A 23,166-nucleotide genomic window follows, 5' to 3' on the forward strand; every position below is an offset into this window, starting at 1 on the left:
CCACCTCAAATCTTTGCTAAAAATTTGGCATACTGTACGAGTTGTTTCACGGAAGGTCTTATTTTCTTCTCATTGTTGAGTGGCGTGTTATCATCTTTGGATGGTTTGGAGTTGACTTCAAGCAGCCAAACCTTCCCCATTTTATCTACAGCAAGGTCAATGCCTAGCTCTCCAAAATGACTTGGGATTTGAGCTTCAATCCCTTTGGCGATGTCGATAGAGGCCTTGCGTAAACGAGCCGTTACAGAGACACGAGTAGCGGAAGAAAATGGCGTTTTGGCAAGTGCGCCCACCACATTCGTCAGACTGCCGCCTCGGGCAAGGTTGGAGACGAAGTGCTGCGACCCGGCAATCCGGCCGACAATAGAAGTAATGGCCCACTCACCTTTGGCCCCACGTTGGACAAGTGAACGGAAATCAATCGATCTGCCGTCTGTTGTGATGAGATCAAGTCCTTGCTGCAGTTGATAACGCTGGGTCTTGAGCTTGCCGGATATCGCTTGGAAGACAGCAGAAAGCGATGGGAACGTTTGTTTGCGGACGCCAGTTAAATTCGTATAATGACACGTATAGACGTCACCGGGTTCTCGGCGAATACGGATTATTCCTTTTCCAAGGCTGCCGGTAATTGGTTTAAGGAAAAGTACGGGATGTCGAGAGGCCATAGATTTTAACATTTGATAATTTTTGAAGAGGTAGGATTCCGGTAAATAACCATGAAGGGAACTATCTTTGCGTAAAGCTTCGAACACTTCCGTTTTGTTCAAATATTTCTCATTGAAGACCTCTGTTCCATAACGGGCCTTGGCATCTTTCAAAAATTGTTGAACATTCGGCAAGTTCTCATACTTGCGCGAAGTAAGTCGGTTGTAGATCACATTGGGGATCGGAAACGTTTTTTTGCTCCAGGAACCATTGGCATACGCATACGCGGAAATGGAACTGGCATTCGCTTGCATTTCACCAGGCGGGAAGAAGCAGACAACAGCCCCATAACGTTCACATGCATCCGTCATTTCTTTACAAAAAGCGGTAATAGCACCAAATGGGCGGTCGTGCGAACTTGAATAAACACGGCTGACCATCACGCCAATTAAAGGTCCAATCGACAAAGTGCCCACATTTTGCCTATAATGGATATTGAGCTGCGCCCCTTGATGGATACCGATCTTGGTAGCGAGGATAGGATTGAACCGTAAACTATTCGATGTAGCAGCGGTGACGACCTTAACATCCTGTTTGGCAGAGCCGAAACGCAGGATCATCGATTGATTGGACGGAACTTTCCATCTTCTTGCAATGGCTTCACTTAGAACAACGGTCCGATCATCCAAATAGATGCTGGTGCCTTGAATGGATATTCCGACTTTCGTCCTGGTCAATAGCGAACACTCCTTCCAGCATCAAAAATGGCATTGCTGTTTAAGCAAAGTAAACTACTCCATCATATGAGGACATATATCCCTTGGTGCTTGGTATGTAGTCGAAACTGTTTGGGGGAAGAGCCCAACCGCATTTGGGTTAAATGAGGAGGTAATGGAAATGAACGTACACGATAAAGCATACGAGCTGGCAAAAGCAATCAAGGAAAGCAGTGAATATCAGGATATGCTGGAGATTCGCTCACGGATTAATGGGGATGCTTCTAGTAAAAACTTATTGGAAGATTTCCGTTTGCGCCAAAATGAACTTCAGCAGAAGATGGCTGGAGGCGAGATGCCCCCTCAAGAGGAAATGGAGCAATTGCAGAAGCTGTATGACGTACTGGCTCTGAACCCAGGAATTAGTCAGCTATTTGATGCGGAGCGTCGGTTGTCTGTTGTATTGGAAGACGTACAGCGCATTATTGCAGAGCCGCTGCAAGCCATGATGAAGTAGAAGATACACAATTGAAGCTAAATGAGAGGCTATTCAGGAAGTTAACCTACTTCAACCTGGATAGCCTTTGTATATGAAGAAAAGTAAGCGCTGTCAGGTTGCGAAATGTGTCGAAACTGTCTATAGTAAAAGGGGATTGTTGAATAGGAAAAGAGGACCTGAAACCGATATGGCTAAACAAAAAATCACGGAGCTAGATATCGTCAGAGCGATAGCTATCCTTGCTGTTGTTACGATCCACGTGACGGCAGACTGGACAGTAGATCCGGCTTTGAAGGGCAGCAGCTCGCAGTTGCTCATTTTATTTTTAAACAAAATAAGTTATTTTGCAGTTCCTGTGTTTATCTTTTTAAGCGGGATTGTGCTTTTCTACATCTATACGGACAATTGGAGCGCCAAACAGGCCGGCGTTTTTTATTGGAAGCGGGTCAGGCAAGTCCTTGTTCCCTATATTGTATGGTCGTTTTTCTACTATATTTATAATCCATGGCTATGGACGCCAGGACATCCATTTAAGATAGAACCGCGTGTGTTTCTGGAGCAGCTAAAATGGGCTGATTCTGGCTATCATTTGTATTTTATGATCATTATTGTGCAGTTTTACTTGCTTTTTCCGCTGCTGGTTTGGGCTGTGAGGAATGCAGCCTGGTTCCGCAAAACGCTAGCGCTTTGGGGTCTGGCCATTCAGGCTGGCGTGTACATATACAGCCATTGGTTCGGAGCAATCGATCACAAGCCGGAGCTGTGTATCACCTATTTCGGGTACTTCCTCATCGGAGGCGCGATTGGGATGAATTACGGAGCATTTCGTGCATGGCTGGAGCGGAACAAAGGTTGGGTTATCCCGGCCTCGATTCTCAGTGGCCTTGTCTACACATCACTCTATCTACTAGGCTTAAAGGGATATACGTTTGAAAATACTTGGTTTGAGGTGCTCTGGCTCCTCTATAGCATTGGAATTGGCATTAGTTTCATCTGGGCCGGAAAGTGGCTTTTGCAAAAAGCAGCACCAGTGGCACGCTTCTTTGTTTCACTCGGCTCCGTGTCGTTCGGCGTATACCTGATGCATCCAGCGCTGCTTTCTCTATGGAAATACAAAGTCCATATGCCTGGCTCGATTGTGCTCTTTCATATGTACAATGCGATCGTGCTGGTGCTAATTGTAGCGATTCCTTGGCTATTAACGCTGCTGTATCGCAAGGTAAGGAAGCTGATTGGGATTTAGTTAAGCAGCAAACACAAAAGCCTGACGGGGTTGATCTCGACCCGTCAGGCTTTTTATTTGTTTCTACCGACTCCTATGAGTCACCAGCTTGGACAGAGGGAACTGTGGTGCGCTATTTTGCCAATTTCACCTTATTCACATGCCACGGAGGCCAAATAACGCCCTGTAGTTCCGCTCAGATAGGAAAAAGCTTGTTTTCCTCCAAATTAGAGGACCACAGTTCCCACAAGATGAGCATTAGCGGAATTCTCTTTCCCGCTAGTGGGAAACCAAGATCAATACCCGCGCAGATATTGCTGCGGGATATAGGGATGCTCATGCCCTAGCTGAACGGCAGCATGCGTTGCCCAATACGGGTCGCGCAGCAAGCCGCGCGCGATGGCCACAAGATCCGCATCCTCGTTAACGATGACGGATTGCGCCTGTTCCGGTTCCGCCAGCATGCCGACGGCGATAACTGGCACTTGCAGCGCCTCGCGAATTTGGCGTGCGAAAGGCACTTGGTAACCGGGAGAATTACCCGGTTTCCGCTGCCCTGCAGGACCTTCCCCGCCTGAGCTCACATGAAACGCATCGACGCCTGCGGCTTGATACGCTTTGGCGAGTTCAATGGCGTGGTCAATATCATAGCCGCCGTCTGCGTACTCAACAGCAGAGATACGGAAAATAAGCGGCATGTCAGCAGGCATTTCTTTTTTCACCGCTTGAATGACTTCAACGCCAAATTGAGCTAGATTGTGCCCATAGACATCGTCTCTTTTATTCGTAAGCGGAGATTGGAACTGGTGGATTAAATAACCGTGAGCTCCATGCAGCTCGATGGTGTCTACGCCTGCTTGCACCGCACGGCGGGCGGCATCGCCGAACAGCTTCACGGTCTCCCGCACCTCATCTGTCGTTAGAGCGCGTGGCATTTTGTAGGCATCTCCAGGGAATGGGATAGCCGATGGCGCGACAGGGACTTCCGCATCCTCAGCCTTGCGGCCTGCGTGGGCAATCTGGATGCCGATTTTTGCACCGTGTGCATGAACGCCATCAATAATTCTGGCGAAAGCAGGAATATGCTCGTCGGACCAAATCCCCAAATCGTGATCTGTGATGCGGCCGTCAGGATGCACATCCGTCATTTCAATAAGGAGGAGGCCAGTGCCCCCGATTGCCCGGGAGAGATAGTGGACGTAGTGCCACTCTGTAGGTTTTCCGTCTTTTGCGGTAACTGAATATTGACACATCGGCGCCATGACAATGCGGTTTCTTATTTGTAAGCCTTTCAGCTGATACGGCGAAAATAAATCTTTTTTCATAGGAAGTACCTCCGAGGATATAGATATATGTGTTAATATAGATATAGGTATATATAGATATTAACCGCCGTTAGGTTGGAGCGGTTAGCAAAACTATGTACCTTAGTATCGATGGTATTATAATTAAATTCAAGTAGTCACTTTTTAGTGCTATAGTTACAAAAAGTATACTAAAGGGAGAGAAAGGTTGCATCTATATGAACGAAATTATTCAGTTATTGCAAAATCATCGCTCGATTCGCAAATTTACAGATCAAGCTGTCACAGTTGAGCAGCTAAAAGACATCCTAGTTTCCGCACAAGCGGCTTCAACCTCCAGTAACATGCAGGCATATAGCGTCATTCACGTATCGGATAGCGAACTGAAAAGCCAACTTGCCGCGTTCGCCGGCAATCAGAATTATGTCAGCGAATGTCCGGTGTTTCTCGTATGGTGCGCTGACTTGCAGCGCTACTCGCAGGCGTCGCACCAGCATGCGGACACACCGATAAGCGGCAATGCGGAGAATTTCATCATTGCCACTGTTGATGCTGCACTCGCTGCGCAGAATGCAGCCATTGCGGCCGAGTCGCTCGGACTCGGCGTTGTCTACATCGGCGGGCTGCGCAATAAGCCCGCTGAGGTCTCTCAGCTGCTCGGCCTCCCGCAGCTGGTATACCCTATCTTCGGCATGTGCATCGGCGTGCCGGATCAAGAGCCGCTGCAGCGTCCTCGGCTCCCTCTTGAAGCCGTATACCACGAGAATCGGTATACGGACAACGAAGAAGCGGTTCGTCAGTATGACGAGACCATCCGCGACTACATGAACGTTCGTACGGGAGGCAAAGTCGATACGACTTGGTCGAAAGAGATGGCGGGCAAGGCGCTAAGGCCGCGCGAGCACATGAAAGCTTTCCTTAACTCGCAAGGCTTCGGAGAGGTGTAGGTTTCGATTCTTTTCGCTGATGTACTCATATTGCCATAACTTGTCTCATACATATGAATGAGGAGAATGAAGACAGGCTTGGAGAGTTCATCAGGCGAAAGGAGTGTGATCAGGTTGAAAGGCTTTAAAAATGTTGTGTACATGAGCGTAGCGCTGGGCATGCTGATTTATTCGTTACCCCAATTGCAGCTTCGCGACGTTGGCTCCCTGCCAATGATTTTCAGCTGTATTTGGATCGCTATGGCGCTACTCGTTATTGCCTCTCATTTGCACCAGATTCTAGGTGTGGATGAAGAGAAACGCAGAGAGCTTAAGCGCATTAACCGGATGAAAAAATGGCAGTTGGAGCAGCTTGTGCAAGGCCGCAGAAAAATGCTGCAATTTCGTAAATAGCCGAATGTAATCCTGTTAAGTTTTACATTTTGACAACGAACATATGTTTGGTATAATACAAATGAAGCATCCAATCCAATAGGGTTGGATTTTTCTTATTATAGAAGCTGTACGCATTGTTCTTGTTCTTTCCAACGTTTATACTAGTAGTACAGAGTAATACAGGAACAGGCGAATGGGGTGTAACAGTTGGATACTCAATCCGTGGATGCGTTAACCAAACATGAACAAATTTTACGTCATATAGAAAGCTTGAAACTCGGTAGTCGAATTTCTGTGCGCAAAATTGCCAAGAACATGGAAGTAAGTGAAGGCACGGCTTACCGGGCGATCAAAGAGGCGGAGAATCAAGGTCTCGTCTCAACCAAAGAGCGAATCGGAACCGTGCGAGTGGAGAAAAAGCTGCGGCAAAACATCGATAAGCTCACCTTTGCAGAAGTCGTGAACATGGTCGACGGACAGGTGCTTGGCGGTTCGCGTGGACTGCACAAAACGCTGAATAAATTCGTCATTGGCGCGATGGAACAGGACGCCATGATGCGATATATCGAAGCTGGAAGCCTGCTTATCGTCGGAAACCGGAACGAGGCGCACAGCTGTGCACTCGAATACGGCGCAGGGGTGCTAATTACAGGCGGATTTGATACCAGCACAGAAGTGAAGCATCTTGCTGACAAGCTGGAGCTGCCGATTATTTCAAGCAGTTACGATACTTTTACGGTAGCTTCTATGATCAATAGAGCGATCTACGATCGTTTAATTAAGAAGAAGATTATGCTCGTTGAGGATATCCTGGCTTCCGGTGCATCACTGTATGCGCTGAAGGCGAACAGCACGCTCAAGGATTGGCAGCGATTATCGGAGGATACTGGCTACAGCCGTTTTCCCGTCGTTGATGAGTGGAACCGCATTATTGGTGTTGTCACGTCCAAGGATATGGTCGGGGCGAATACTTTGCAGACGGTCGATAAGCTCATGACGCGCAGCCCGCTCACGGTCACACCGCAGACTTCGGTAGCTTCAGCTGCCCACATGATGGTGTGGGAAGGTATTGAGCTGCTGCCTGTTGTCGATCTGAACCGCAAGATGGTAGGTGTGCTGAACCGGAGCGATGTGCTCAAAGCGATGCAATATATTCAGAAGCAGCCGCAGAACGGAGAAACATTTGAGGATTTGATATGGTCCGGACTCGAAGAGGTGAGAGATGAGAAAGGGACTTTACAGTTCCACGGTGTGATCACCCCTCAGATGACGAATCATTTGGGTACAGTGTCAGAGGGAGTTCTTACGACGCTCATGACTCAAGCAGCCTATCGCATTGTACAGGAGTTTAAAAAAGGCGACCTCGTCATGGACAACATGTCCACCTATTTCCTCAAACCGCTGCAAATTGATTCCAAAATAGAAATACGACCCACCATTATTGAAGTGAGTCGTAAATTCGGGAAAATTGATGTGGAAATTTATCATGCTGGGGCTTTGGTTTCCAAAGCGATGCTGACCGCACAAGTCATCTAGCGAAGCAGTCGATCGAAGTGCCCGTGATTGCGAATGCCTGCGAATAAATTAAACAATCCAAGCAGGACTAGTACAGTGCCGAAGATTCGGCGGAAGCTGGACTCGCTGAAGAAGAAGAGCTGAGTGACAGCAATCATCACGAGCATCAAGCCCATGCAAATATTCATACGAGCTGAGTATAGACCGCGTTTGGCGGGTTCCTTTTCACGACGCGCCCGGAAGCTGAAGAAGACCGATAGGGCAAGCAGCAAGCAAATGAGAGAGAATAAAGTAATTTGAATCGCGAACATGTGGTTCATCCGTCCTTTAAGCGAGTTTACTGTTAACTTTAGCGATTTTGGGAGGAGAATGCAATCACATCTCACGCAGATCATGCCTTATGCTTATGTTCGCTTCTCTTGGGCTGTGATCCAAACCGTCAATTCAGTCTGAATCAACACGATCGATTTCACTTCAACAATATATTTTTTATCATGCAAAATGTACGTTTTTTGAGTAATCAGCTTTTCGTATAGAGGTTGAGCGTCCTTGACATAAGTGGCTTTCTGGCCGATGACGAGCTTGAGCTCGCTTTTAATATCACTCTCAATTTCCTTCTGAATATCTTCGCTAATCAGCTCATCCTGATTTTTGGAAACTAGATGCACATTGACGATGTTAATTAAGGATTGTTTATTTTTTGTCTTGTTTAAACTATCGATATCATTACGCAAATCACGATTTTCTTGTAAATATTTATGCATTTCCACGTATAGCTGCGTATAGGTGTGCTGATGAATGCTCATATAGACCGCGCTCCCAATGATGGCTCCCGAAACCATCAGTGCGAAGTTCGCAAGCAAGCGCTGATAGCGGGCAAAAGGAGGGATCCTCAAGGCTGATGGCCTCCCTTACAAATCATTTGGATGAGCGAGGTACCGATTTGGGCTCCCACGAAAGCGACAACAATCAGAATGATTTGTTTGATCGCAGGATTCAAATGTCCAACGGCTACATGACTTTCTATATAGCGTATCGGATCAATCGTGCCGCCTACAGCAGCAACCATGGCCCAGATTTTGATGTTTTCAGCCACAGTCATCATTTTCTCCGTCGGTGATTGGAGGGTCAGCACAGCTGCAATGCCGCTTAACATGCTGCCCCCGAAGACGACCCCGAAAGCAATGCAGAAGTACAAAATTATATTTGCCCAAAAGATTCCCATGACTTTACCGCTTCCTTTCCAGTCCGTTATGAGGACAAACTCTCTATACTTAATGTATGGGAATGAACAGCTACAATATGATAATATGTAAAGAATAAAATGAGAGCAGGGAGGAAATGCTGATGAGTTCGTTTGTACACTTGCACGTGCATAGTGAATACAGTTTATTGGATGGTGCCGCACGCATGGAGGAGCTTGTTACACAAGCAGCTAATCTGGGCATGACCTCTCTAGCTTTGACGGATCACGGTGTGATGTATGGGGCTATCGCCTTCTACAAAGCATGTAAGCAGCGTGGCATTAAACCCATTATTGGGTGTGAGGTTTATTTCACAGCGGGCTCCATTCGCGACAAAGGGACAAGACAAGAACAGCCGATCTACCATCTCATTCTGCTTGCCAAGAATTACCAAGGCTATCAGAATCTGATGAAGCTTTGCTCGATTGGGCATTTGGAAGGCTTTCATTATAAACCGCGTATTGATCTGGAACAGTTATCCAAATATTCGGAGGGACTTATCTGTCTGAGTTCCTGCTTAGGCAGCGAAATCTCCCAGCATTTACTGCATAATCGGCAGGATGAAGCGAGACAAGCAGCGGAGCGCTACAAGCGCATCTTCGGGGATGACTTCTTTCTGGAGATTCAAGATCATGGCATGATTGAGCAGAAAAAAGTCATGGTTTCCATGATCGAGCTGAGCAAACAAACCGGCATTCCGTTGATTGCGACGAACGATGTGCACTATGTGACGGAGCCGGATCATGTCATGCAGGATATTCTGATCTGTATTGGAACGGGGAAGACCGTGGATGATACGGATCGGCTCAAAATGGGAACAAGCCAGATGTATTTGAAAAGTGAAGAGGAGATGCGGCGTTTATTCGTCCATGTACCCGAAGCGCTAACGAATACGGCTGTCGTGGCTTCTCGCTGCGAGCTCGAGCTTGAGTTTGGCAAATCGATTTTGCCAAGCTTCCGTCCCATCCCTGAGCCTCTTACCGCAGCTGAGTATTTGCGAGAGCTGTGCGAGCAGGGCATGAATCAGAGGTATGGGGCAAAGCCGGAATGGGAGCAGCTGGACTCACCGCTAAGGAAACAAGCAGAAGAACGGTTGGCCTATGAATTAGGCGTTATTGAGAAAATGGGTTTCTCCGATTATTTCTTGATCGTCTGGGACTTCATTCGGTTTGCTCATGAAAAGCATATCATGACAGGGCCAGGGCGGGGATCATCCGCTGGAAGCCTTGTAGCTTATGTGCTGCGCATCACCAATGTCGATCCTCTTCAATATAAGCTGCTCTTTGAGCGCTTTCTGAATCCTGAGCGGATTTCGATGCCCGATATCGATATCGACTTCAGTGACGAACGTCGGGATGAAGTCATTGATTACGTCGTTGCCAAATATGGGCATGAGCATGTCGCCCAGATTATTACCTTCGGAACGATGGCGGCCAAGGCGGCAGTCAGAGACGTCGGTCGTGTGTTGAATGTTCCTTATGGGGACGTAGATCGCGCGGCGAAAGCCATTCCGAATCAGCTCGGCATGACGCTGACCGAGGCGCTGCAGGTAAGCTCGGATCTCAAGTCTCTAGTCGCTAGACAGCCTAAGACCGCTGAACTGCTTGAAATGGCTATGCGTGTAGAGGGTATGCCGCGTCATGCATCGACGCACGCGGCTGGGGTTGTTATTTCCAGAGAGCCGCTCACGCAGTATGTGCCCCTTCAAGAAGGGACGACTCAGACAGCGCTAACGCAATATACGATGGAGCATTTGGAAGCCATTGGACTTTTGAAAATGGACTTTCTAGGTCTGCGGACATTGTCGATTATTGAACGAACCGTGGATTGGATTGCCCAGATGGAAGGCCTTCATTTGGATTTCGATGGACTGGATATGGATGAGGACGCGGTTACTTACGCGATGCTGAGCAGGGGTGAAACCACCGGCGTTTTCCAATTGGAGTCAACAGGTGTCCGCAAGGTTCTGAAGGACTTGAAGCCCTCTGTATTTGAAGATATTATCTCCGTTCTAGCCTTGTATCGTCCGGGCCCGATGGAGTTCATTCCTAAATATATTTATGGTAAACATGGCCAAGTGGAAGTCGTTTATCCGCACCCGACGTTAGAACCAATCCTTCGGGATACGTACGGCATTATCGTGTATCAGGAGCAAATTATGCAAATTGCCTCCTCGATGGCCGGCTTTTCCTTAGGCGAAGCGGATTTGTTACGGCGTGCGGTTTCCAAGAAGAAGCGGGAAGTACTCGATGAAGAACGCGCTCATTTCGTGAAAGGCAGCTTGCAGCAAGGCTTTATTGTAGAAGAAGCGAATCATGTCTACGATATGATTGTGCGTTTTGCCGACTATGGCTTTCCTAGAGCGCATGCTACCGCATATGGCGTACTGGCTTTTCAGACAGCTTATCTCAAAGCGCATTACCCGATTTATTTCATGGCTTCCATGTTGACGGCCGTGATGGGTAATCACAGGAAGGTAGCCGAATATGTAGATGAGTGCAGGCGGACGAAGATCGCTGTGCTACCTCCGGATGTGAATAAGAGCGGAACGGTGTTTACGCCTGACCCCCAAACGGGAGCGATTCGGTTTGGACTTGCTGCGATCAAAAATGTAGGCACGCAGGCTATCGATGCGATTCTGTTTGAGCGCAAGAAGTCTCCCTTCGAGAGCTTGCTGGACTTCTGCAGACGAGTTGATTTGCGAGTCTGCAACAAACGGGTCATTGAATCATTGATTCAGGGCGGTGCTTTTGACTCCTTGGGAGGTCATCGTGCTCAGCTTATGGCCATCTTGGACGAAACGATCGCTTCAGCGACCAAATGGCGCAAGGAGCGGGATGACTTGCAGCTTCACCTCTTCGGCTTCGTCGAAGAGCCGAACTGGGAAGTTGAAGTTCCGAACATTCCCGTTATGCCGCAGAGCAAGCAGCTGGAACTTGAGAAGGAACTTCTCGGGATGTACATCTCGGGGCATCCGCTGGATGCCTACGCCCAGTCCCTTGAGGAGATGGACGCGGCCATGCTCCACCAGCTGGCAGAGCTGCCGGATAACAGTGAAGTTCTTGTAGCCGGGATGATCCTCTCGAACAAGACGATCGTCACCAAGAAGGGGCAGCCCATGGCCTTCATGGAGCTGGAGGATCGCATCGACAAGGTCGAGGTGGTGCTCTTCCCCGAGACCTGGAAGAACGCGGCTCCGCTCGTGCAGAAGGGCAGACTCGTCCTCGTGCGTGCGAAGCTGCAGCTGCAGGACGAGGATCCGCCCAAGCTGCTCGCGGAGCAGGTGGCCGCGCTGGACGACCCAGCGGCCATTCAGCGCCTGCGCCGGCAGCCTGGGGCGCCTAGGCGCGCAGCTGGCGAGCAGCCTGCTCGCGCGGCTGCTGCATCTGGGGCCGCGCGCAGCGGCGCCCCCGTCAAGCAAGCGGCCCCGCCAGCGGGCCGCCAACCAGCCGCTGCTGAGGCAAAGCCGCAGCGGGTGTTCGTCAAGATCTCGGCTGACTGCGAGCAGCCGGATAAGCTCTTGCAGCTGAAGGCGCTGCTGAAACTGCACAAAGGGCCTCTCGCGGTTGCGCTTTTCTACGAAAGCAGCAACAAGCTTTTGGCCCTGAGCGATCAATACTTGATCGATCCCTCCAAGGATCTGATCCGGATGATCGAAACGATCATGGGTAAAGATTCCGTAAGGGTGAAATAATGCATGCTTCCTCCGCATATGAATAGGAACCCGGCATTTCAGGGGCATTCCATGTGTAGGAGGGGGACTCTTATGACCGAACAGCATATGATCCAGTTGCTGCAAAAACGCGGTGTGACCGTGGAACAAATTTCCGAAATTGTGTTCAAGCTGCAGAAGCCCTATAATGATCATCTGACGGAGCAAGAATGCACCGACAGTGTAATGGCTGTACTTGCCAAGCGGGAAGTGCAATATACACTGTACACGGGCATCGCACTGGATGAGCTCGCAGAAAAAAAGCTGCTGCCCGAACCTTTGCAATCCATTCTTGAGGCAGATGAACCCTTGTTCGGTGTCGATGAAACACTGGCCCTAGGTATTGTTCATGTATATGGAATGATCGGACTAACCAGCTTTGGCTACCTAGATAAAGAAAAAATGGGAATTATTCGGACGCTCAACGATGATAAAAGCTCTGTGCATGTTTTTCTGGATGATTTAATTTGCGGATTAGCGGCTGCCGCTTCTGCCAGAATCGCTCATCAGAATGAGCATGCGCCTGATTATAGCAGTAAATTACGTCTGGACTAACTCGTTTAGTTCAGACTTCACTTTTTTTCATGAACGTGCTCTGTTGCGGTAAAAAGAGAAATTATGATATCATTATTCCATTGTGTGTGCCTATGCTTATTACAGGATGTTTATTATCATCGTACTAAATGCCCTAATCCATGTAGCAGTACTTCATAGGAGGTTTTTTTTCATGTGGACGGTGATATACATAGCTCCTACCGCGAGAATTGCAGAGCGGATTAAACAGAGGCTGACGGAAGAAGGGTTTCTCGTACAAGTAAGGGGCATCTCCTTATCCAAAAATCAGTTTGAAATTGTCGTTCCCGCAGGGGAAGTTGAAGAAGTGCAGGAAGTACTCAATTCTATTTTACATAGATAATGAAAAGTAGAAGCAAGTAACATGGCTTGTCAGAGGTTGACGATAACAGCCAATTAGAGGTGGAAATGTGCTAAAGGATTTATTTCAAAAGCGTAAATACGCAACGATTCCTTCCGAGAAAACAAAAAGGGAAATTCCCGAAGGGTTAATGAATAAATGCCCGAAATGCGGTACCATTCAAACGAGCAAAGAGCTAGAGAAAAACTTAAAGGTCTGTACAGCTTGCGGCTACCATTATCGTTTAAGCGCATTGGAACGTATTCAATTAACGCTCGATGAAGGCCAGATTCTGGAATACGATGCGGATATGATTTCTGAGGACCCTTTGCAGTTTCCTGATTATGTTGAGAAATTAGATAAAGCGAAGAGCACGACGAAATTACAAGATGCGATCATTACCGGCGAAGGCACTATTGGCGGTTATCCGGTCGTGATTGCAGCGATGAGCTTTGATTTCATGGGCGGATCACTTGGGTCCGTTGTTGGAGAGCGAATTACGAGAGCAGTTGAAGCTGCTACTGAGAAGCAAATTCCTATTATTATTTATTCCACTTCAGGTGGCGCTCGTATGCAAGAAAGTATTCTTAGTTTGATGCAAATGGCCAAAACAAGCGCAGCTATATCCAGGCTTAACGACGCAGGCGGGCTTTTTATTTCCATCATCACAGATCCGACATTTGGCGGTGTTTCCGCAAGTTTCGCGATGCTGGGTGATATTATTATCGCTGAACCTGCTGCACCGTTTGGATTTACAGGCCGCCGTGTTATTGAACAAACCATTAAACAAAAGCTGCCGGACAATTTCCAAACATCAGAATTCAATCTCGAGCATGGTCAGCTCGACAAGGTCGTGCCCCGCAAGGATCTGCGACCTACGTTAATCAAGCTGTTGGACATGCACGGAGTGAAGGGGGAGGCGACTTATGGCGGGTGAAATGCCGTTTGAACAGCCGCTGGCGGAACTGAAGAGCAAAATTGCTGAACTGCGCAAATTTGGAGCAGAGAAGCAAATTGACTTTACAGAAGAAATTCGCCGTTTGGAAGAAAGATACGCAGAGCTTGAGGATGAACTTTATGCAAGTATGTCTTCAGCGGAAAAAATGCAATTGGCTCGTCATCCGCAAAGACCGACGACAATTGATTATATTTTATCTATTTTTACTGATTTCATAGAGTTTCATGGAGATCGCTTATATGGAGATGACCTAGCGATTGTAGGTGGACTAGCCAAATTTAACGGCATTCCAGTTACCGTTGTTGGGCACCAAAAAGGGAAAGATACGAAGGATAACATTGCTCGTAACTTCGGTTGTCCACACCCGGAAGGTTTCCGCAAAGCGCTGCGCATGATGCGTCAAGCGAATAAGTTTAATCGTCCAATCATTACGTTTATTGATACGAAGGGCGCATTCCCTGGGAATGCTGCTGAAGAGCGTGGTCAAGGAGAAGCGATTGCCAGAAATTTGCTGGAAATGGCCTCTTTTCGCGTGCCAATCATCTGTATTGTTATCGGTGAAGGCGGCAGTGGCGGCGCGTTGGCATTAGGAGTTGGCAATAAGGTTTTGATGTTGGAAAATGCAATCTATTCGGTTATTAGTCCGGAAGGGGCGGCTTCCATCTTATATAAAGATGCTACCAAAGCTTTACATGCCGCAGAAGCAATGAAGATTACGGCAGATCACATTAAAGATCTGAACGTCATTGACGGCATCATTCCAGAGCCAAAAGGCGGCGCACACCGTGATTTGGCTGCACAAGCAGAATTCATCAAAACAGCGATTTGGGAACAGCTTCAGCTTTTGCTGAGCTTGACCGAACAACAGCTGTTGGAGGACCGTTACCGCAAATTTAGAGACATTGGTCGGTTCACATTCACTCAGGAGGGAAACCATGCGTAAAACGAAAATTGTCTGTACCATTGGACCAGCAAGCGAATCACAAGAAAATTTGAAAAAACTCTTGTTAGCGGGAATGAATGTTGCCCGTCTTAACTTCTCCCACGGAGATTTTGAAGAGCATGGCGCACGTATCCGCAACCTTCGCGCTGCATCCGCTGAGACTGGCAAAGTAGCAGCTATCTTGCTAGACACCAAAGGACCGGAAATTCGTACCGGTAAATTAAAAGAAGAGCCGATTGAGCTTGTACAGGACAAGCATATCATTTTGACTACAGAAGAAATTCTGGGCGATGCAGACCGTATCTCTGTTACTTACTCGGATCTGCCGCGTGACGTTGCAGTGGGATCCACGATTCTGATCGATGATGGTTTGATTGGTCTTACTGTCGTTGACATTCGTGGAACTGAAATCGAGTGCCGTATCGTTAATGGTGGAACAATCAAAAGTAAAAAAGGCGTTAACGTGCCAGGCGTGAAAATCTCTCTTCCAGGCATCACAGAAAAAGATGCTAACGATATTGTTTTCGGTATCGAGCAAGGTGTAGATTTCATCGCAGCTTCCTTCGTACGTAAAGCGAGTGACGTCATGGAAATTCGTGAATTGCTCGAAAGACATAACGCATCACACATCCAAATCATCAGTAAAATCGAGAACCAAGAAGGCGTAGACAATCTAGATGAAATCCTCGAAGTTTCCGATGGTTTAATGGTTGCTCGTGGAGATCTTGGTGTTGAGATTCCAGCTGAAGATGTGCCAGTTGTTCAAAAACAAATGATCAAAAAATGTAACATCGTTGGTAAACCGGTTATTACGGCAACGATGATGCTTGATTCCATGCAGCGCAACCCGCGTCCAACTCGCGCAGAAGCAAGCGACGTGGCGAACGCAGTGTTCGACGGAACAGACGCGGTTATGTTGTCCGGAGAAACGGCAGCAGGGAAATACCCGGTTGAGTCCGTACAAACGATGGCTCGTATTGCTGAACGTGCAGAAGAAGCTTTGGAATACAAAGAAATCTTCCTTCGTCAAGCGCAAGCACAACAAGTAACCGTTACGGAAGCTATCTCTCAAGCGGTAGCTAACTCGGCGTTGGAGCTTGGTGCAAAAGCGATTTTGACAGCGACAGAAAGTGGATATACAGCAAGAATGGTATCCAAATACCGCCCAAAATCACCGATCATCGCGATCACACCAAGCGAGCAAGTGATTCGTCGTTTATCTTTAGTTTGGGGCGTTATCCCTGTGATGAGCGAACAAGCCAAAACGACAGACGAGCTGTTCAACCTTGCTGTGGATAGCAGCATCAAAACAGGACTTGTGTCCTTAGGTGATATCGTTGTTATCACGGCTGGTGTCCCTGTTGGACGCTCTGGAACAACGAACTTGATCAAAGTTCACCATGTTGGCGAGATGCTTGCCAAAGGTACTGGTATCGGTATGCAAACAGCTACGGGTATCGTTGTCACAGCTCGCACGCCTGAAGAAGCAAATTCCAAAATGGTCGATGGAGCCGTGCTCGTTACGGTAACTACAGACAAAGAGTATATGCCGGCTGTACAAAGAGCTTCCGCATTGATTACGGAAGTTGGCGGTATCACATCTCATGCGGCAGTTGTTGCGCTTAGCCTGGGCATCCCGGTTATCGTTGGCGTTGAGAACGCGGTTGAGCTCATTAAAGACGGTACAGAAGTGTCGATCTATCCAGAAGTAGGTATCATCTACTCTGGTCAAGCGAGAGTACTGTAGGTTATAAACGAAGAGGCTATCTAGTGGGGTCTGCAAAGACTGAACTGGATGGCTTCTTTTTTTTTCTGATGATAACCGTCGCGTAGGAGTTGAGAATGCCTCTTGTGTTCGGTTGCTTGGTGTTTAAGCAAAAGGGGTTGCCCGAGGGAACTAGGATCCGTTATTTTCCATACTAGCTGCGTTTTTTGGGGTGGATAGGAACTATGGTCCGCTATTCTGGCAGTTTTGGTTAATAGTAGTCGTTTCTGTTTGAAATAAGTCCCTGTAGTTCCTCATTTCAATAAAATTGACCGATTCCGCTCAAATAGCGGACTCCAGTTCCCTTTCGATTGGGACAGCGGAGGTTTTCCCTGATTCCCGCACCCCCAACCCTGCAGCCACCCAAGCGCAGCAAGGAGTTCCTGCATCCCCTGTGTTATACTAAACACATAACAATAACTCAGGAGGAATGCATAATCATGAGCGAGGAACACTGGTATCAGCACCAGCTGCGCGTGCGATATGCCGAAACAGATCAGATGGGCGTTGTGTACCATGCCAATTATTTGAACTGGTTCGAAATCGGACGAACAGAGCTGATCAGGGAGCTCGGCTACCCTTACAGCAGCATCGAGGCAAAAGGTTTGCTGCTTCCCGTCGTCGAGGCAGATCTTAAATTTAAGAAACCAGCTCGTTATGATGATTTGGTAACGATTCGAACAAAGGTGCTTGAAATGACATCGGTGCGGCTCCATTTTGCGTATGAGATTCGTAAGGTAAGTGAGGATAAGGCGAGCGAATCAGAAGGGAATTCAGGGGAATTGCTTGTAACAGGAACAACGCGGCATGTTTGGGTGAATCCTTCTTGGAGGCCAGTACGTATAGAGAAGGAAGCGCCGGAATTGTGGCAGCTGTTATCTAAGTACTCTTAAAGGGGATGGGCTTATGTTTCGTATCATTCTTGCTATTTTCATTATAGTGCCTGCCATTGAAATTTCTGTGCTTATCGCATTGGGTCATTTTGTAGGCGGCTGGACGACCTTCGGGCTTATCCTGTTAAGTGGTTTCCTTGGTGCTTATTTTGCTAAGCGAGAGGGGCGTAAAGTGCTGGAGTACGCTCGATTTGAGTGGTCGCAAGGGCAGCTACCCGCGCAGCAATTACTGGATGGGATTTGTATTTTCCTCGGCGGTATTTTATTGATAACACCAGGCTTTATTACGGACATCTTTGGGTTCCTGCTTGTTTTTCCTTACACGAGACCGATATTCAAGGTCATGCTGCTAGCGTTGATCCAAAGGCAAATTAGCAAAGGCAATATTCACTGGATTAATCGAAGATAAGACTTTGCGAAAACAAGTCATCAAAAAAAGCTCGGTCCCTCTTAGTCAGGAGGAGCCGAGCCTTTTTTTATGTAACTAGCGATATCATGAAAGATTCTTGCTCGGTAGAAAGCTGAGATGAGAATCAAGGAAACAGGGCCAACAATGAGCCCCAGGAGCCCGAACAGCTTCAGCCCGACGAACATCGCGATCAAAGTAGCCAAAGGATCAAGTCCGACGGAGGAGGCCAGCACTTTAGGTTCCATAATTTGCCTGGCAATCACAATAACGCCGTACAACACACTAAGCCCGATTCCCAGAACCAGATTGCCTTGTGCAAAAAACACGTATAGAATCCACGGCACCATGACAGCGCCTGTTCCCAAATAAGGCATTAGGTCCGCCAGACCTGTTAATAAGCCGATGGTGATCGCATAGTCTACTCGCAGAACTAGCAAACCGATGATGACAACCAAGGCTGTCAGCGATACGAGGATAAGCTGTGCGCGCATGTATCCGAACAATGCTTTTTGCAAATCGTTGCGAATCAGTTGCGTGGTTTTGACGATGAGCTCCGAGAAAATCCCTTTGTACCTTTGGATGAGCTGATACCAGTCTTTACTTATAAAGAAGGTAGCCAACATGATGATAATGGTAATCGTTGCAATATTCGGCAGCGAAGTGAGTAAGCTTTTGAGCGTGTTAAAGACATAATTAATTATTAATTTACTAACATCAGCAATTGATCCTGCTGTGGACGAGAGGTTGTTATTAACGGTTTCCTGGTATTTGGGATTATTTTCGAAAAACTCATTAATTTTCTCGATCCAATCCTGGAAAGCCGTTGAATTGATGAACACATTGAATTGCTCCACCCAACGGTTAATCTGAAGCTGCAAGGTATCCGCAAGTGATCCTAACTCGACAACAATATTGGCAACCAGCAGGGTGATGGCAGTAACCATGGCCGCTAAAAAGAGGAGCATAGAGAAGCTGACGGCAAGCCATCGCGGAAATTTGAGTTTGAATTGAAAAAAATTCACAATTGGATTGAGCATAAGCGCAAGAATCCAGCCAAAAATAAAAGGGTAAATAAGTGGAATAACATAATAAAAAGCGTAGGCGATTCCAGCTATGATTAAAGCCACCCAAATACCCCTGAAAATCTGGTGAACTAGGCGCGGGTTCAAGATTCCCATCGTTCTTCTCTCCTTGGTTCAGTTGATTGTATTGTAACATGAACATGGATAAATACGGAAACGATCATCTCTTTACAAAATCTTAATATAATTGTGAAGGGGGGACTGCATTGTCGGCCTTCGAGTCACATAGTACAATGAAGTAATAAACTAGATCAATTAATTGGAGGCTTTATGAGTATTGCGCGAGAACCTGATCTGAAGGAAGTTAAAGAGCTCAAGGAACTTAAGGAACTCAAAGAGATTTCGACCAAATACTTAAATCGTGATTTAAGCTGGATCGAATTCAACTGGCGAGTTTTGGAGGAAGCTCAAGATCCAAGCACTCCACTGCTTGAGCGTGTGAAATTTCTGGCAATCGTATCCAGCAATCTCGACGAGTTCATGAGTGTTCGTGTCGCAGGTCTTAAGGATCAGATTAAAGCTGGTTATACCAAAAAAGATTTTACCGGCTACACGCCTGCGGGGCTTATTAAACGGATTATGAAGCGCACGAACAAGATGGTGAGCGAACAGTACAAAACGTATCGTGAAGTCACGAGATTGTTGACGAGAGAAGGCATCGTGTTCACCGAATACGAGGATTTGAATACGACCCAGAAGAAAGCTATGGATGCTTACTACCATGATATTATTTTTCCGGTATTAACACCGATGGCTGTAGACCAGAGCCGACCATTTCCACTCGTACATAATCATTCTGTTTACTTGGCTGTCCTGCTCATCAGAGAAGGCGATGACCCGGATGATGAGCCTTATTTTGCCATTGTTCAAGTTCCTAGCAATTTATCCCGCTATATCTCAGTACCTACACGGCCTAATAGCAAGAAACAGGAATTTATTCTACTTGAAGAATTAATGGAGCATCATATACAGTCGTTGTTCAGTGGTTACATCCCCATTTCCGTTCATGGTTTCAGGGTGACTCGTAATGCCGATTTAACGCTCAATGAAGAAGGGGCCGAAGATCTGCTTGAGGAGATTGAGAAAGAGCTAAGACGCAGGCGCTGGGGCTCTCCTGTGCGGCTTGAGGTTCAAGAGGGGATTCACCCTTACGCGCTTGCCCAATTGCAAGAAGAATTCGAGATTGAAGAACAGACCTTTGAAATTGACGGACCGCTTGATATTACTTATTTTATGAAACTGGCCAACACGCTCAATGGTTTTGAAAGTCTTCGTTATCCGCGAATCAACCCCAAATATCCCGTGGAGTTTGAGGATGAAGTCGATTTCTTCGATGTGCTGAAGCAAAAAGATGTACTTGTTCATCACCCTTATGAAACGTTCGATGCAGTAACGGATTTCATCGTCCATGCGGCTTATGACCCTAAAGTGCTCGCAATTAAAATGACCTTGTACCGGGCAAGCGGGAACTCCCTGATTATTCAATCCTTGGCGAGAGCCGCGGAATCCGGCAAGCAGGTCACGGTAGTCGTGGAGCTGAAGGCGCGTTTTGATGAAGAACGAAATATCGCTTGGGCGAGAATGTTAGAGAAGTCAGGCTGCCATGTTGTTTACGGACTTGTCGGACTTAAAACGCACGCAAAAATCACCTTGGTTGTACGTCAAGAAGAGCATACTCTCCGCCGATATGTGCATGTGGGGACAGGAAACTATAATGATAATACAGCCCGTCTTTATACGGATGTGGGGCTTTTCACCTCTAATAGTGTCATTGGCGAGGATGCTTCGGCGTTATTCAATGAGATTACCGGCTACTCGGCTCCACACGATTGGCAGTCTTTCGCTGTAGCTCCTACGGATCTCAAAGATAAACTGTTCGAGCTGATTGAAAGGGAAGCGGTTCATGCGAGAGAAGGCAGACCAGCGAAAATCATAGCCAAAATGAATTCATTGTCCAATCAAGAAATGGTTGATGCGCTGTACGCGGCGTCACAAGCTGGCGTGAAGATTGAATTAATTATTCGCGGCGTATGCTGCTTGCGCCCAGGAGTACCTGGACTTAGCGAGAATATTACGGTGCGGAGTATCGTAGACAGGTTCCTTGAGCATTCGCGCATTTACTATTTCGAAAATGGCGGTTCGATTGACGTTTATTTATCATCCGCTGATTGGATGACACGAAATTTGACGCGGCGGATTGAACTCATGTGCCCAGTCCTTGATCCGCAGATGAAGAAAATGATGATCTCGATACTGAATGTCAGTCTGAATGATAATGTGAAAGCCAGAGAGCTTATGTCAAATGGTATGTACACCAGCATAAAAAATGAACTGACCCCTTATCGGAGCCAGTTCGAGGCAATGAAAATTACGTCTTGGAAAAAACTCCAGCTTGAATCTTAAGTTTCAGGCCCCACGCTTTTTCGAAATCTTTGGTAATAGCTGCGAGCTCTTTCAGCTCTAGAATCGGGTTGTGTACACAGAGTAGTTTGAGCGTCAAGGACGTATCCGTTCGTGTGACCACCAGCTTTTGAACAGGCTGAGTTTCACTGTGATCTAGCGCCGTGGCAAGCTTTAAGAGTGTGCCCAGCTTAACAATTAACACCTCGTCGGATTCTTTCAACAAATCCTTGTAAGCAAGGCTTTGCTGATGGGTCCGGCTTTTTGTTTTGTACGTTGCGATGAGGGAGCAAATCACGATCTCGCGATGTGTGAGTCCATCGATGCGAGCATTGGCTAGCATGTACTGCGTATGCTTCAGATATTGATAATAGTGAACGCTGACACCGATTCGGTGCAGGAGCGCGGTTGTGTGCAAATAACGCGAGCTGCCTTCTTCAAGGTTAGCGTGCAGCTCAAGCTTGTCGTAGAGCAGCAAGGCAAGCTGGTCAACACGTCGAACGTGTTTCTCCGCCCCATTGGGATGGAGACAAAGCAAGTTTTGAATGCTCGCTTCCAGGACATCCGGATGAATTGGCTGCTTAGGATTGAACATCTCGAAGAATATCCCGTCTCGAAGTCCCGAGCCGCTGATGATGCACTGGGAAGCATTAGCAGCTTGGAACAAGGTATCTAGAATAAGCAGTCCCGGAACGATAATATCGGAGCGTTCTTTGGAGAGGCCTTCGACTTTCTTTCTTTTATCAATGGGCAGAGAGGACAGCAAGGTAACGAAAGATCGAAGCTCTCCGGGCTTCAATTCGTAGTTATGTGCCAGCTGTAAAGAGTACTTCGAGCGTTTCTGGCTCATTTTGCCTAGCGTTCGAATCGTACCGCCTAAACCGATCATCGGCAAATTCGGCGATTGCGTGATCCAGGGTTGGCTGGCTATCGCTTCTTCAACCATGCGACGAATATCTGCTGACTCCTGTTCAGTGAGATTCGCATTTTTCATAAATTGATGGGTCGTGTTCACGGCACCGAATGGAAAGGAGACACTTTTCAGCAGCTTCCGATCACGCAGTAAAGTAACCTCCGTACTACCGCCGCCAATATCTATGATAAGAGCGTCCCGAATGTCGATGGTATTGATAACACCTAAATAGCCGTAGCGTGCTTCCTCCGAACCGCTGAGTACCTCTATCTTCAGGCTGGTCTGCTCCTCAAGGACACGTACAATCTCATTTGAATTGGCCGCGTTGCGAATGGCTGCTGTTGCAACTGCTCTTACCGTTTGAACTTCGTGTACCCGGCATAGCAGCGCATAATGAGAAAGAATGGGGACAATAGAAATAATATCTTTGCTATGTAAAATGCCATCATAACCGATGCGTTCGCTGAGTCTTGCGGAATCCTTATGCTCGCTTACTACACGGTAGGCTCCCAGCTCGTTGATTTCATAGATCACGAGTCGAATCGAGTTGGACCCGATATCGATGATGCCGATTTTTGTGCCGCTGCTCATGTATTTGCTCCTTTATCCGAGAAATCACTGATGCTTTGCCTTTCATTGTATCAAGGGAAGGCCAACTCGACAAACTTTTGCAAAATTGTTGTATAATTCGGGGAAATAAACAAAAACTTG

General features: G+C 47.3%; 21 protein-coding genes. 14 read left to right on the forward strand and 7 right to left on the reverse strand.

Annotated elements, in window-relative coordinates; translation table 11 throughout:
- Positions 1-5: 5 nt before the first annotated feature.
- Positions 6-1,382, reverse strand: coding sequence for a YheC/YheD family endospore coat-associated protein (locus GQF01_RS23065; protein ID WP_161409013.1), 1,377 nt, complete (start codon positions 1,380-1,382; stop codon positions 6-8).
- Positions 1,383-1,542: 160 nt separating this feature from the next.
- Here GQF01_RS23065 and GQF01_RS23070 point away from each other — a divergent pair, with 160 nt between their 5' ends.
- Positions 1,543-1,878 (forward strand): YlbF family regulator, encoded by a 336-nt coding sequence (locus GQF01_RS23070; protein ID WP_161409014.1) that lies wholly within the window; start codon positions 1,543-1,545, stop codon positions 1,876-1,878.
- Positions 1,879-2,047: 169 nt separating this feature from the next.
- Complete coding sequence (locus tag GQF01_RS23075) at positions 2,048-3,103, forward strand: acyltransferase (RefSeq protein WP_161409015.1); 1,056 nt, start codon at positions 2,048-2,050, stop codon at positions 3,101-3,103.
- 275 nt (positions 3,104-3,378) lie between these two features.
- On the opposite strand, the gene GQF01_RS23080 is transcribed toward GQF01_RS23075, so the two are convergent.
- A complete protein-coding gene (locus GQF01_RS23080) occupies positions 3,379-4,407 on the reverse strand; it encodes an NADH:flavin oxidoreductase/NADH oxidase (RefSeq protein WP_161409016.1) in 1,029 nt (342 codons plus the stop codon).
- Positions 4,408-4,604: 197 nt separating this feature from the next.
- Here GQF01_RS23080 and nfsA point away from each other — a divergent pair, with 197 nt between their 5' ends.
- From nfsA to GQF01_RS23095, 3 genes are all read left to right on the forward strand, one after another.
- Complete coding sequence (gene nfsA / locus GQF01_RS23085; RefSeq protein WP_161409017.1) at positions 4,605-5,333, forward strand: oxygen-insensitive NADPH nitroreductase; 729 nt, start codon at positions 4,605-4,607, stop codon at positions 5,331-5,333.
- Positions 5,334-5,438: 105 nt separating this feature from the next.
- Positions 5,439-5,726: a hypothetical protein gene (locus GQF01_RS23090; RefSeq protein ID WP_328803516.1), complete on the forward strand. Its 288-nt coding sequence runs from the start codon at positions 5,439-5,441 to the stop codon at positions 5,724-5,726.
- 189 nt (positions 5,727-5,915) lie between these two features.
- Entirely contained in the window at positions 5,916-7,244 is a 1,329-nt protein-coding gene (locus GQF01_RS23095) for a DRTGG domain-containing protein (protein ID WP_161409019.1), read from the forward strand.
- Here the strand turns inward: GQF01_RS23095 and GQF01_RS23100 are convergent.
- The 3 genes from GQF01_RS23100 to GQF01_RS23110 all read right to left on the reverse strand — a co-directional run bounded on the left by GQF01_RS23100 (position 7,241) and on the right by GQF01_RS23110 (position 8,448).
- On the reverse strand, positions 7,241-7,534 hold the full coding sequence (locus GQF01_RS23100) for a YtpI family protein (RefSeq protein WP_161409020.1): 294 nt from the start codon (positions 7,532-7,534) through the stop codon (positions 7,241-7,243). The genes GQF01_RS23095 and GQF01_RS23100 overlap by 4 nt on opposite strands.
- A 93-nt stretch (positions 7,535-7,627) precedes the next feature.
- Entirely contained in the window at positions 7,628-8,119 is a 492-nt protein-coding gene (locus GQF01_RS23105) for a hypothetical protein (protein ID WP_161409021.1), read from the reverse strand.
- Positions 8,116-8,448, reverse strand: a complete 333-nt coding sequence (locus GQF01_RS23110) for a YtrH family sporulation protein (protein ID WP_127458086.1) — start codon at positions 8,446-8,448, stop codon at positions 8,116-8,118. The genes GQF01_RS23105 and GQF01_RS23110 overlap by 4 nt, the downstream gene beginning before the upstream one ends.
- Before the next feature lie 122 nt (positions 8,449-8,570).
- On the opposite strand from GQF01_RS23110, the gene GQF01_RS23115 reads away from it, so the two are divergent.
- The 8 genes from GQF01_RS23115 (at position 8,571) to GQF01_RS23150 (ending at position 18,060) form a co-directional block, all read left to right on the forward strand.
- The gene (locus tag GQF01_RS23115) at positions 8,571-12,161 is read left to right on the forward strand and encodes a DNA polymerase III subunit alpha (protein ID WP_161409022.1); all 3,591 of its coding nucleotides are present in this window, start codon (positions 8,571-8,573) and stop codon (positions 12,159-12,161) included.
- 72 nt (positions 12,162-12,233) lie between these two features.
- Positions 12,234-12,734 (forward strand): phosphatidylglycerophosphatase A family protein, encoded by a 501-nt coding sequence (locus tag GQF01_RS23120; RefSeq protein ID WP_145659581.1) that lies wholly within the window; start codon positions 12,234-12,236, stop codon positions 12,732-12,734.
- A 172-nt stretch (positions 12,735-12,906) separates the two neighbouring features.
- The gene (locus GQF01_RS23125) at positions 12,907-13,095 is read left to right on the forward strand and encodes a glutamate decarboxylase (RefSeq protein ID WP_145659579.1); all 189 of its coding nucleotides are present in this window, start codon (positions 12,907-12,909) and stop codon (positions 13,093-13,095) included.
- 67 nt (positions 13,096-13,162) lie between these two features.
- Positions 13,163-14,029 carry an acetyl-CoA carboxylase, carboxyltransferase subunit beta gene (gene accD / locus GQF01_RS23130; protein ID WP_161409023.1) on the forward strand — a complete coding sequence of 289 codons (867 nt, stop codon included), beginning with the start codon at positions 13,163-13,165 and terminating at the stop codon, positions 14,027-14,029.
- Positions 14,019-14,993, forward strand: coding sequence for an acetyl-CoA carboxylase carboxyl transferase subunit alpha (gene accA / locus GQF01_RS23135; RefSeq protein WP_161409024.1), 975 nt, complete (start codon positions 14,019-14,021; stop codon positions 14,991-14,993). Before accD ends, accA begins: the two co-directional genes overlap by 11 nt.
- Positions 14,986-16,740, forward strand: coding sequence for a pyruvate kinase (gene pyk, locus GQF01_RS23140; RefSeq protein ID WP_145659573.1), 1,755 nt, complete (start codon positions 14,986-14,988; stop codon positions 16,738-16,740). The genes accA and pyk overlap by 8 nt, the downstream gene beginning before the upstream one ends.
- Positions 16,741-17,198: 458 nt before the next feature.
- Complete coding sequence (locus GQF01_RS23145) at positions 17,199-17,651, forward strand: acyl-CoA thioesterase (protein WP_202556607.1); 453 nt, start codon at positions 17,199-17,201, stop codon at positions 17,649-17,651.
- Positions 17,652-17,664: 13 nt separating this feature from the next.
- Complete coding sequence (locus tag GQF01_RS23150) at positions 17,665-18,060, forward strand: FxsA family protein (protein ID WP_145659570.1); 396 nt, start codon at positions 17,665-17,667, stop codon at positions 18,058-18,060.
- A gap of 41 nt (positions 18,061-18,101) precedes the next feature.
- Here the strand turns inward: GQF01_RS23150 and ytvI are convergent, their stop codons facing one another.
- Positions 18,102-19,238 carry a sporulation integral membrane protein YtvI gene (gene ytvI, locus GQF01_RS23155; RefSeq protein WP_161409025.1) on the reverse strand — a complete coding sequence of 379 codons (1,137 nt, stop codon included), beginning with the start codon at positions 19,236-19,238 and terminating at the stop codon, positions 18,102-18,104.
- Positions 19,239-19,412: 174 nt separating this feature from the next.
- Between ytvI and ppk1 the strand changes: the two genes are divergently transcribed.
- Positions 19,413-21,545, forward strand: a complete 2,133-nt coding sequence (ppk1, locus tag GQF01_RS23160; protein ID WP_161409026.1) for a polyphosphate kinase 1 — start codon at positions 19,413-19,415, stop codon at positions 21,543-21,545.
- Here the strand turns inward: ppk1 and GQF01_RS23165 are convergent.
- Positions 21,511-23,046, reverse strand: a complete 1,536-nt coding sequence (locus tag GQF01_RS23165; protein WP_161409027.1) for a Ppx/GppA phosphatase family protein — start codon at positions 23,044-23,046, stop codon at positions 21,511-21,513. The genes ppk1 and GQF01_RS23165 overlap by 35 nt on opposite strands.
- Between the last annotated feature and the right edge of the window lie 120 nt (positions 23,047-23,166).

Origin of the sequence: Paenibacillus silvestris (genome assembly GCF_009882985.1) — a bacterium.
Lineage (GTDB): Bacteria > Bacillota > Bacilli > Paenibacillales > NBRC-103111 > Paenibacillus_E > Paenibacillus_E silvestris.

Bases quoted from the DNA above. Each gene is read 5' to 3' on its own strand.
- pyk (WP_145659573.1), top strand. From the start codon at position 14,986: ATGCGTAAAACGAAAATTGTCTGTACCATTGGACCAGCAAGCGAATCA.
- ytvI (WP_161409025.1), bottom strand. From the start codon at position 19,238: ATGGGAATCTTGAACCCGCGCCTAGTTCACCAGATTTTCAGGGGTATT.
- GQF01_RS23125 (WP_145659579.1), top strand. From the start codon at position 12,907: ATGTGGACGGTGATATACATAGCTCCTACCGCGAGAATTGCAGAGCGG.
- GQF01_RS23110 (WP_127458086.1), bottom strand. From the start codon at position 8,448: ATGGGAATCTTTTGGGCAAATATAATTTTGTACTTCTGCATTGCTTTC.
- nfsA (WP_161409017.1), top strand. From the start codon at position 4,605: ATGAACGAAATTATTCAGTTATTGCAAAATCATCGCTCGATTCGCAAA.
- GQF01_RS23165 (WP_161409027.1), bottom strand. From the start codon at position 23,046: ATGAGCAGCGGCACAAAAATCGGCATCATCGATATCGGGTCCAACTCG.
- GQF01_RS23100 (WP_161409020.1), bottom strand. From the start codon at position 7,534: ATGTTCGCGATTCAAATTACTTTATTCTCTCTCATTTGCTTGCTGCTT.
- GQF01_RS23080 (WP_161409016.1), bottom strand. From the start codon at position 4,407: ATGAAAAAAGATTTATTTTCGCCGTATCAGCTGAAAGGCTTACAAATA.
- ppk1 (WP_161409026.1), top strand. From the start codon at position 19,413: ATGAGTATTGCGCGAGAACCTGATCTGAAGGAAGTTAAAGAGCTCAAG.
- accA (WP_161409024.1), top strand. From the start codon at position 14,019: ATGGCGGGTGAAATGCCGTTTGAACAGCCGCTGGCGGAACTGAAGAGC.
- GQF01_RS23070 (WP_161409014.1), top strand. From the start codon at position 1,543: ATGAACGTACACGATAAAGCATACGAGCTGGCAAAAGCAATCAAGGAA.
- GQF01_RS23075 (WP_161409015.1), top strand. From the start codon at position 2,048: ATGGCTAAACAAAAAATCACGGAGCTAGATATCGTCAGAGCGATAGCT.
- GQF01_RS23150 (WP_145659570.1), top strand. From the start codon at position 17,665: ATGTTTCGTATCATTCTTGCTATTTTCATTATAGTGCCTGCCATTGAA.
- GQF01_RS23120 (WP_145659581.1), top strand. From the start codon at position 12,234: ATGACCGAACAGCATATGATCCAGTTGCTGCAAAAACGCGGTGTGACC.
- GQF01_RS23145 (WP_202556607.1), top strand. From the start codon at position 17,199: ATGAGCGAGGAACACTGGTATCAGCACCAGCTGCGCGTGCGATATGCC.
- GQF01_RS23115 (WP_161409022.1), top strand. From the start codon at position 8,571: ATGAGTTCGTTTGTACACTTGCACGTGCATAGTGAATACAGTTTATTG.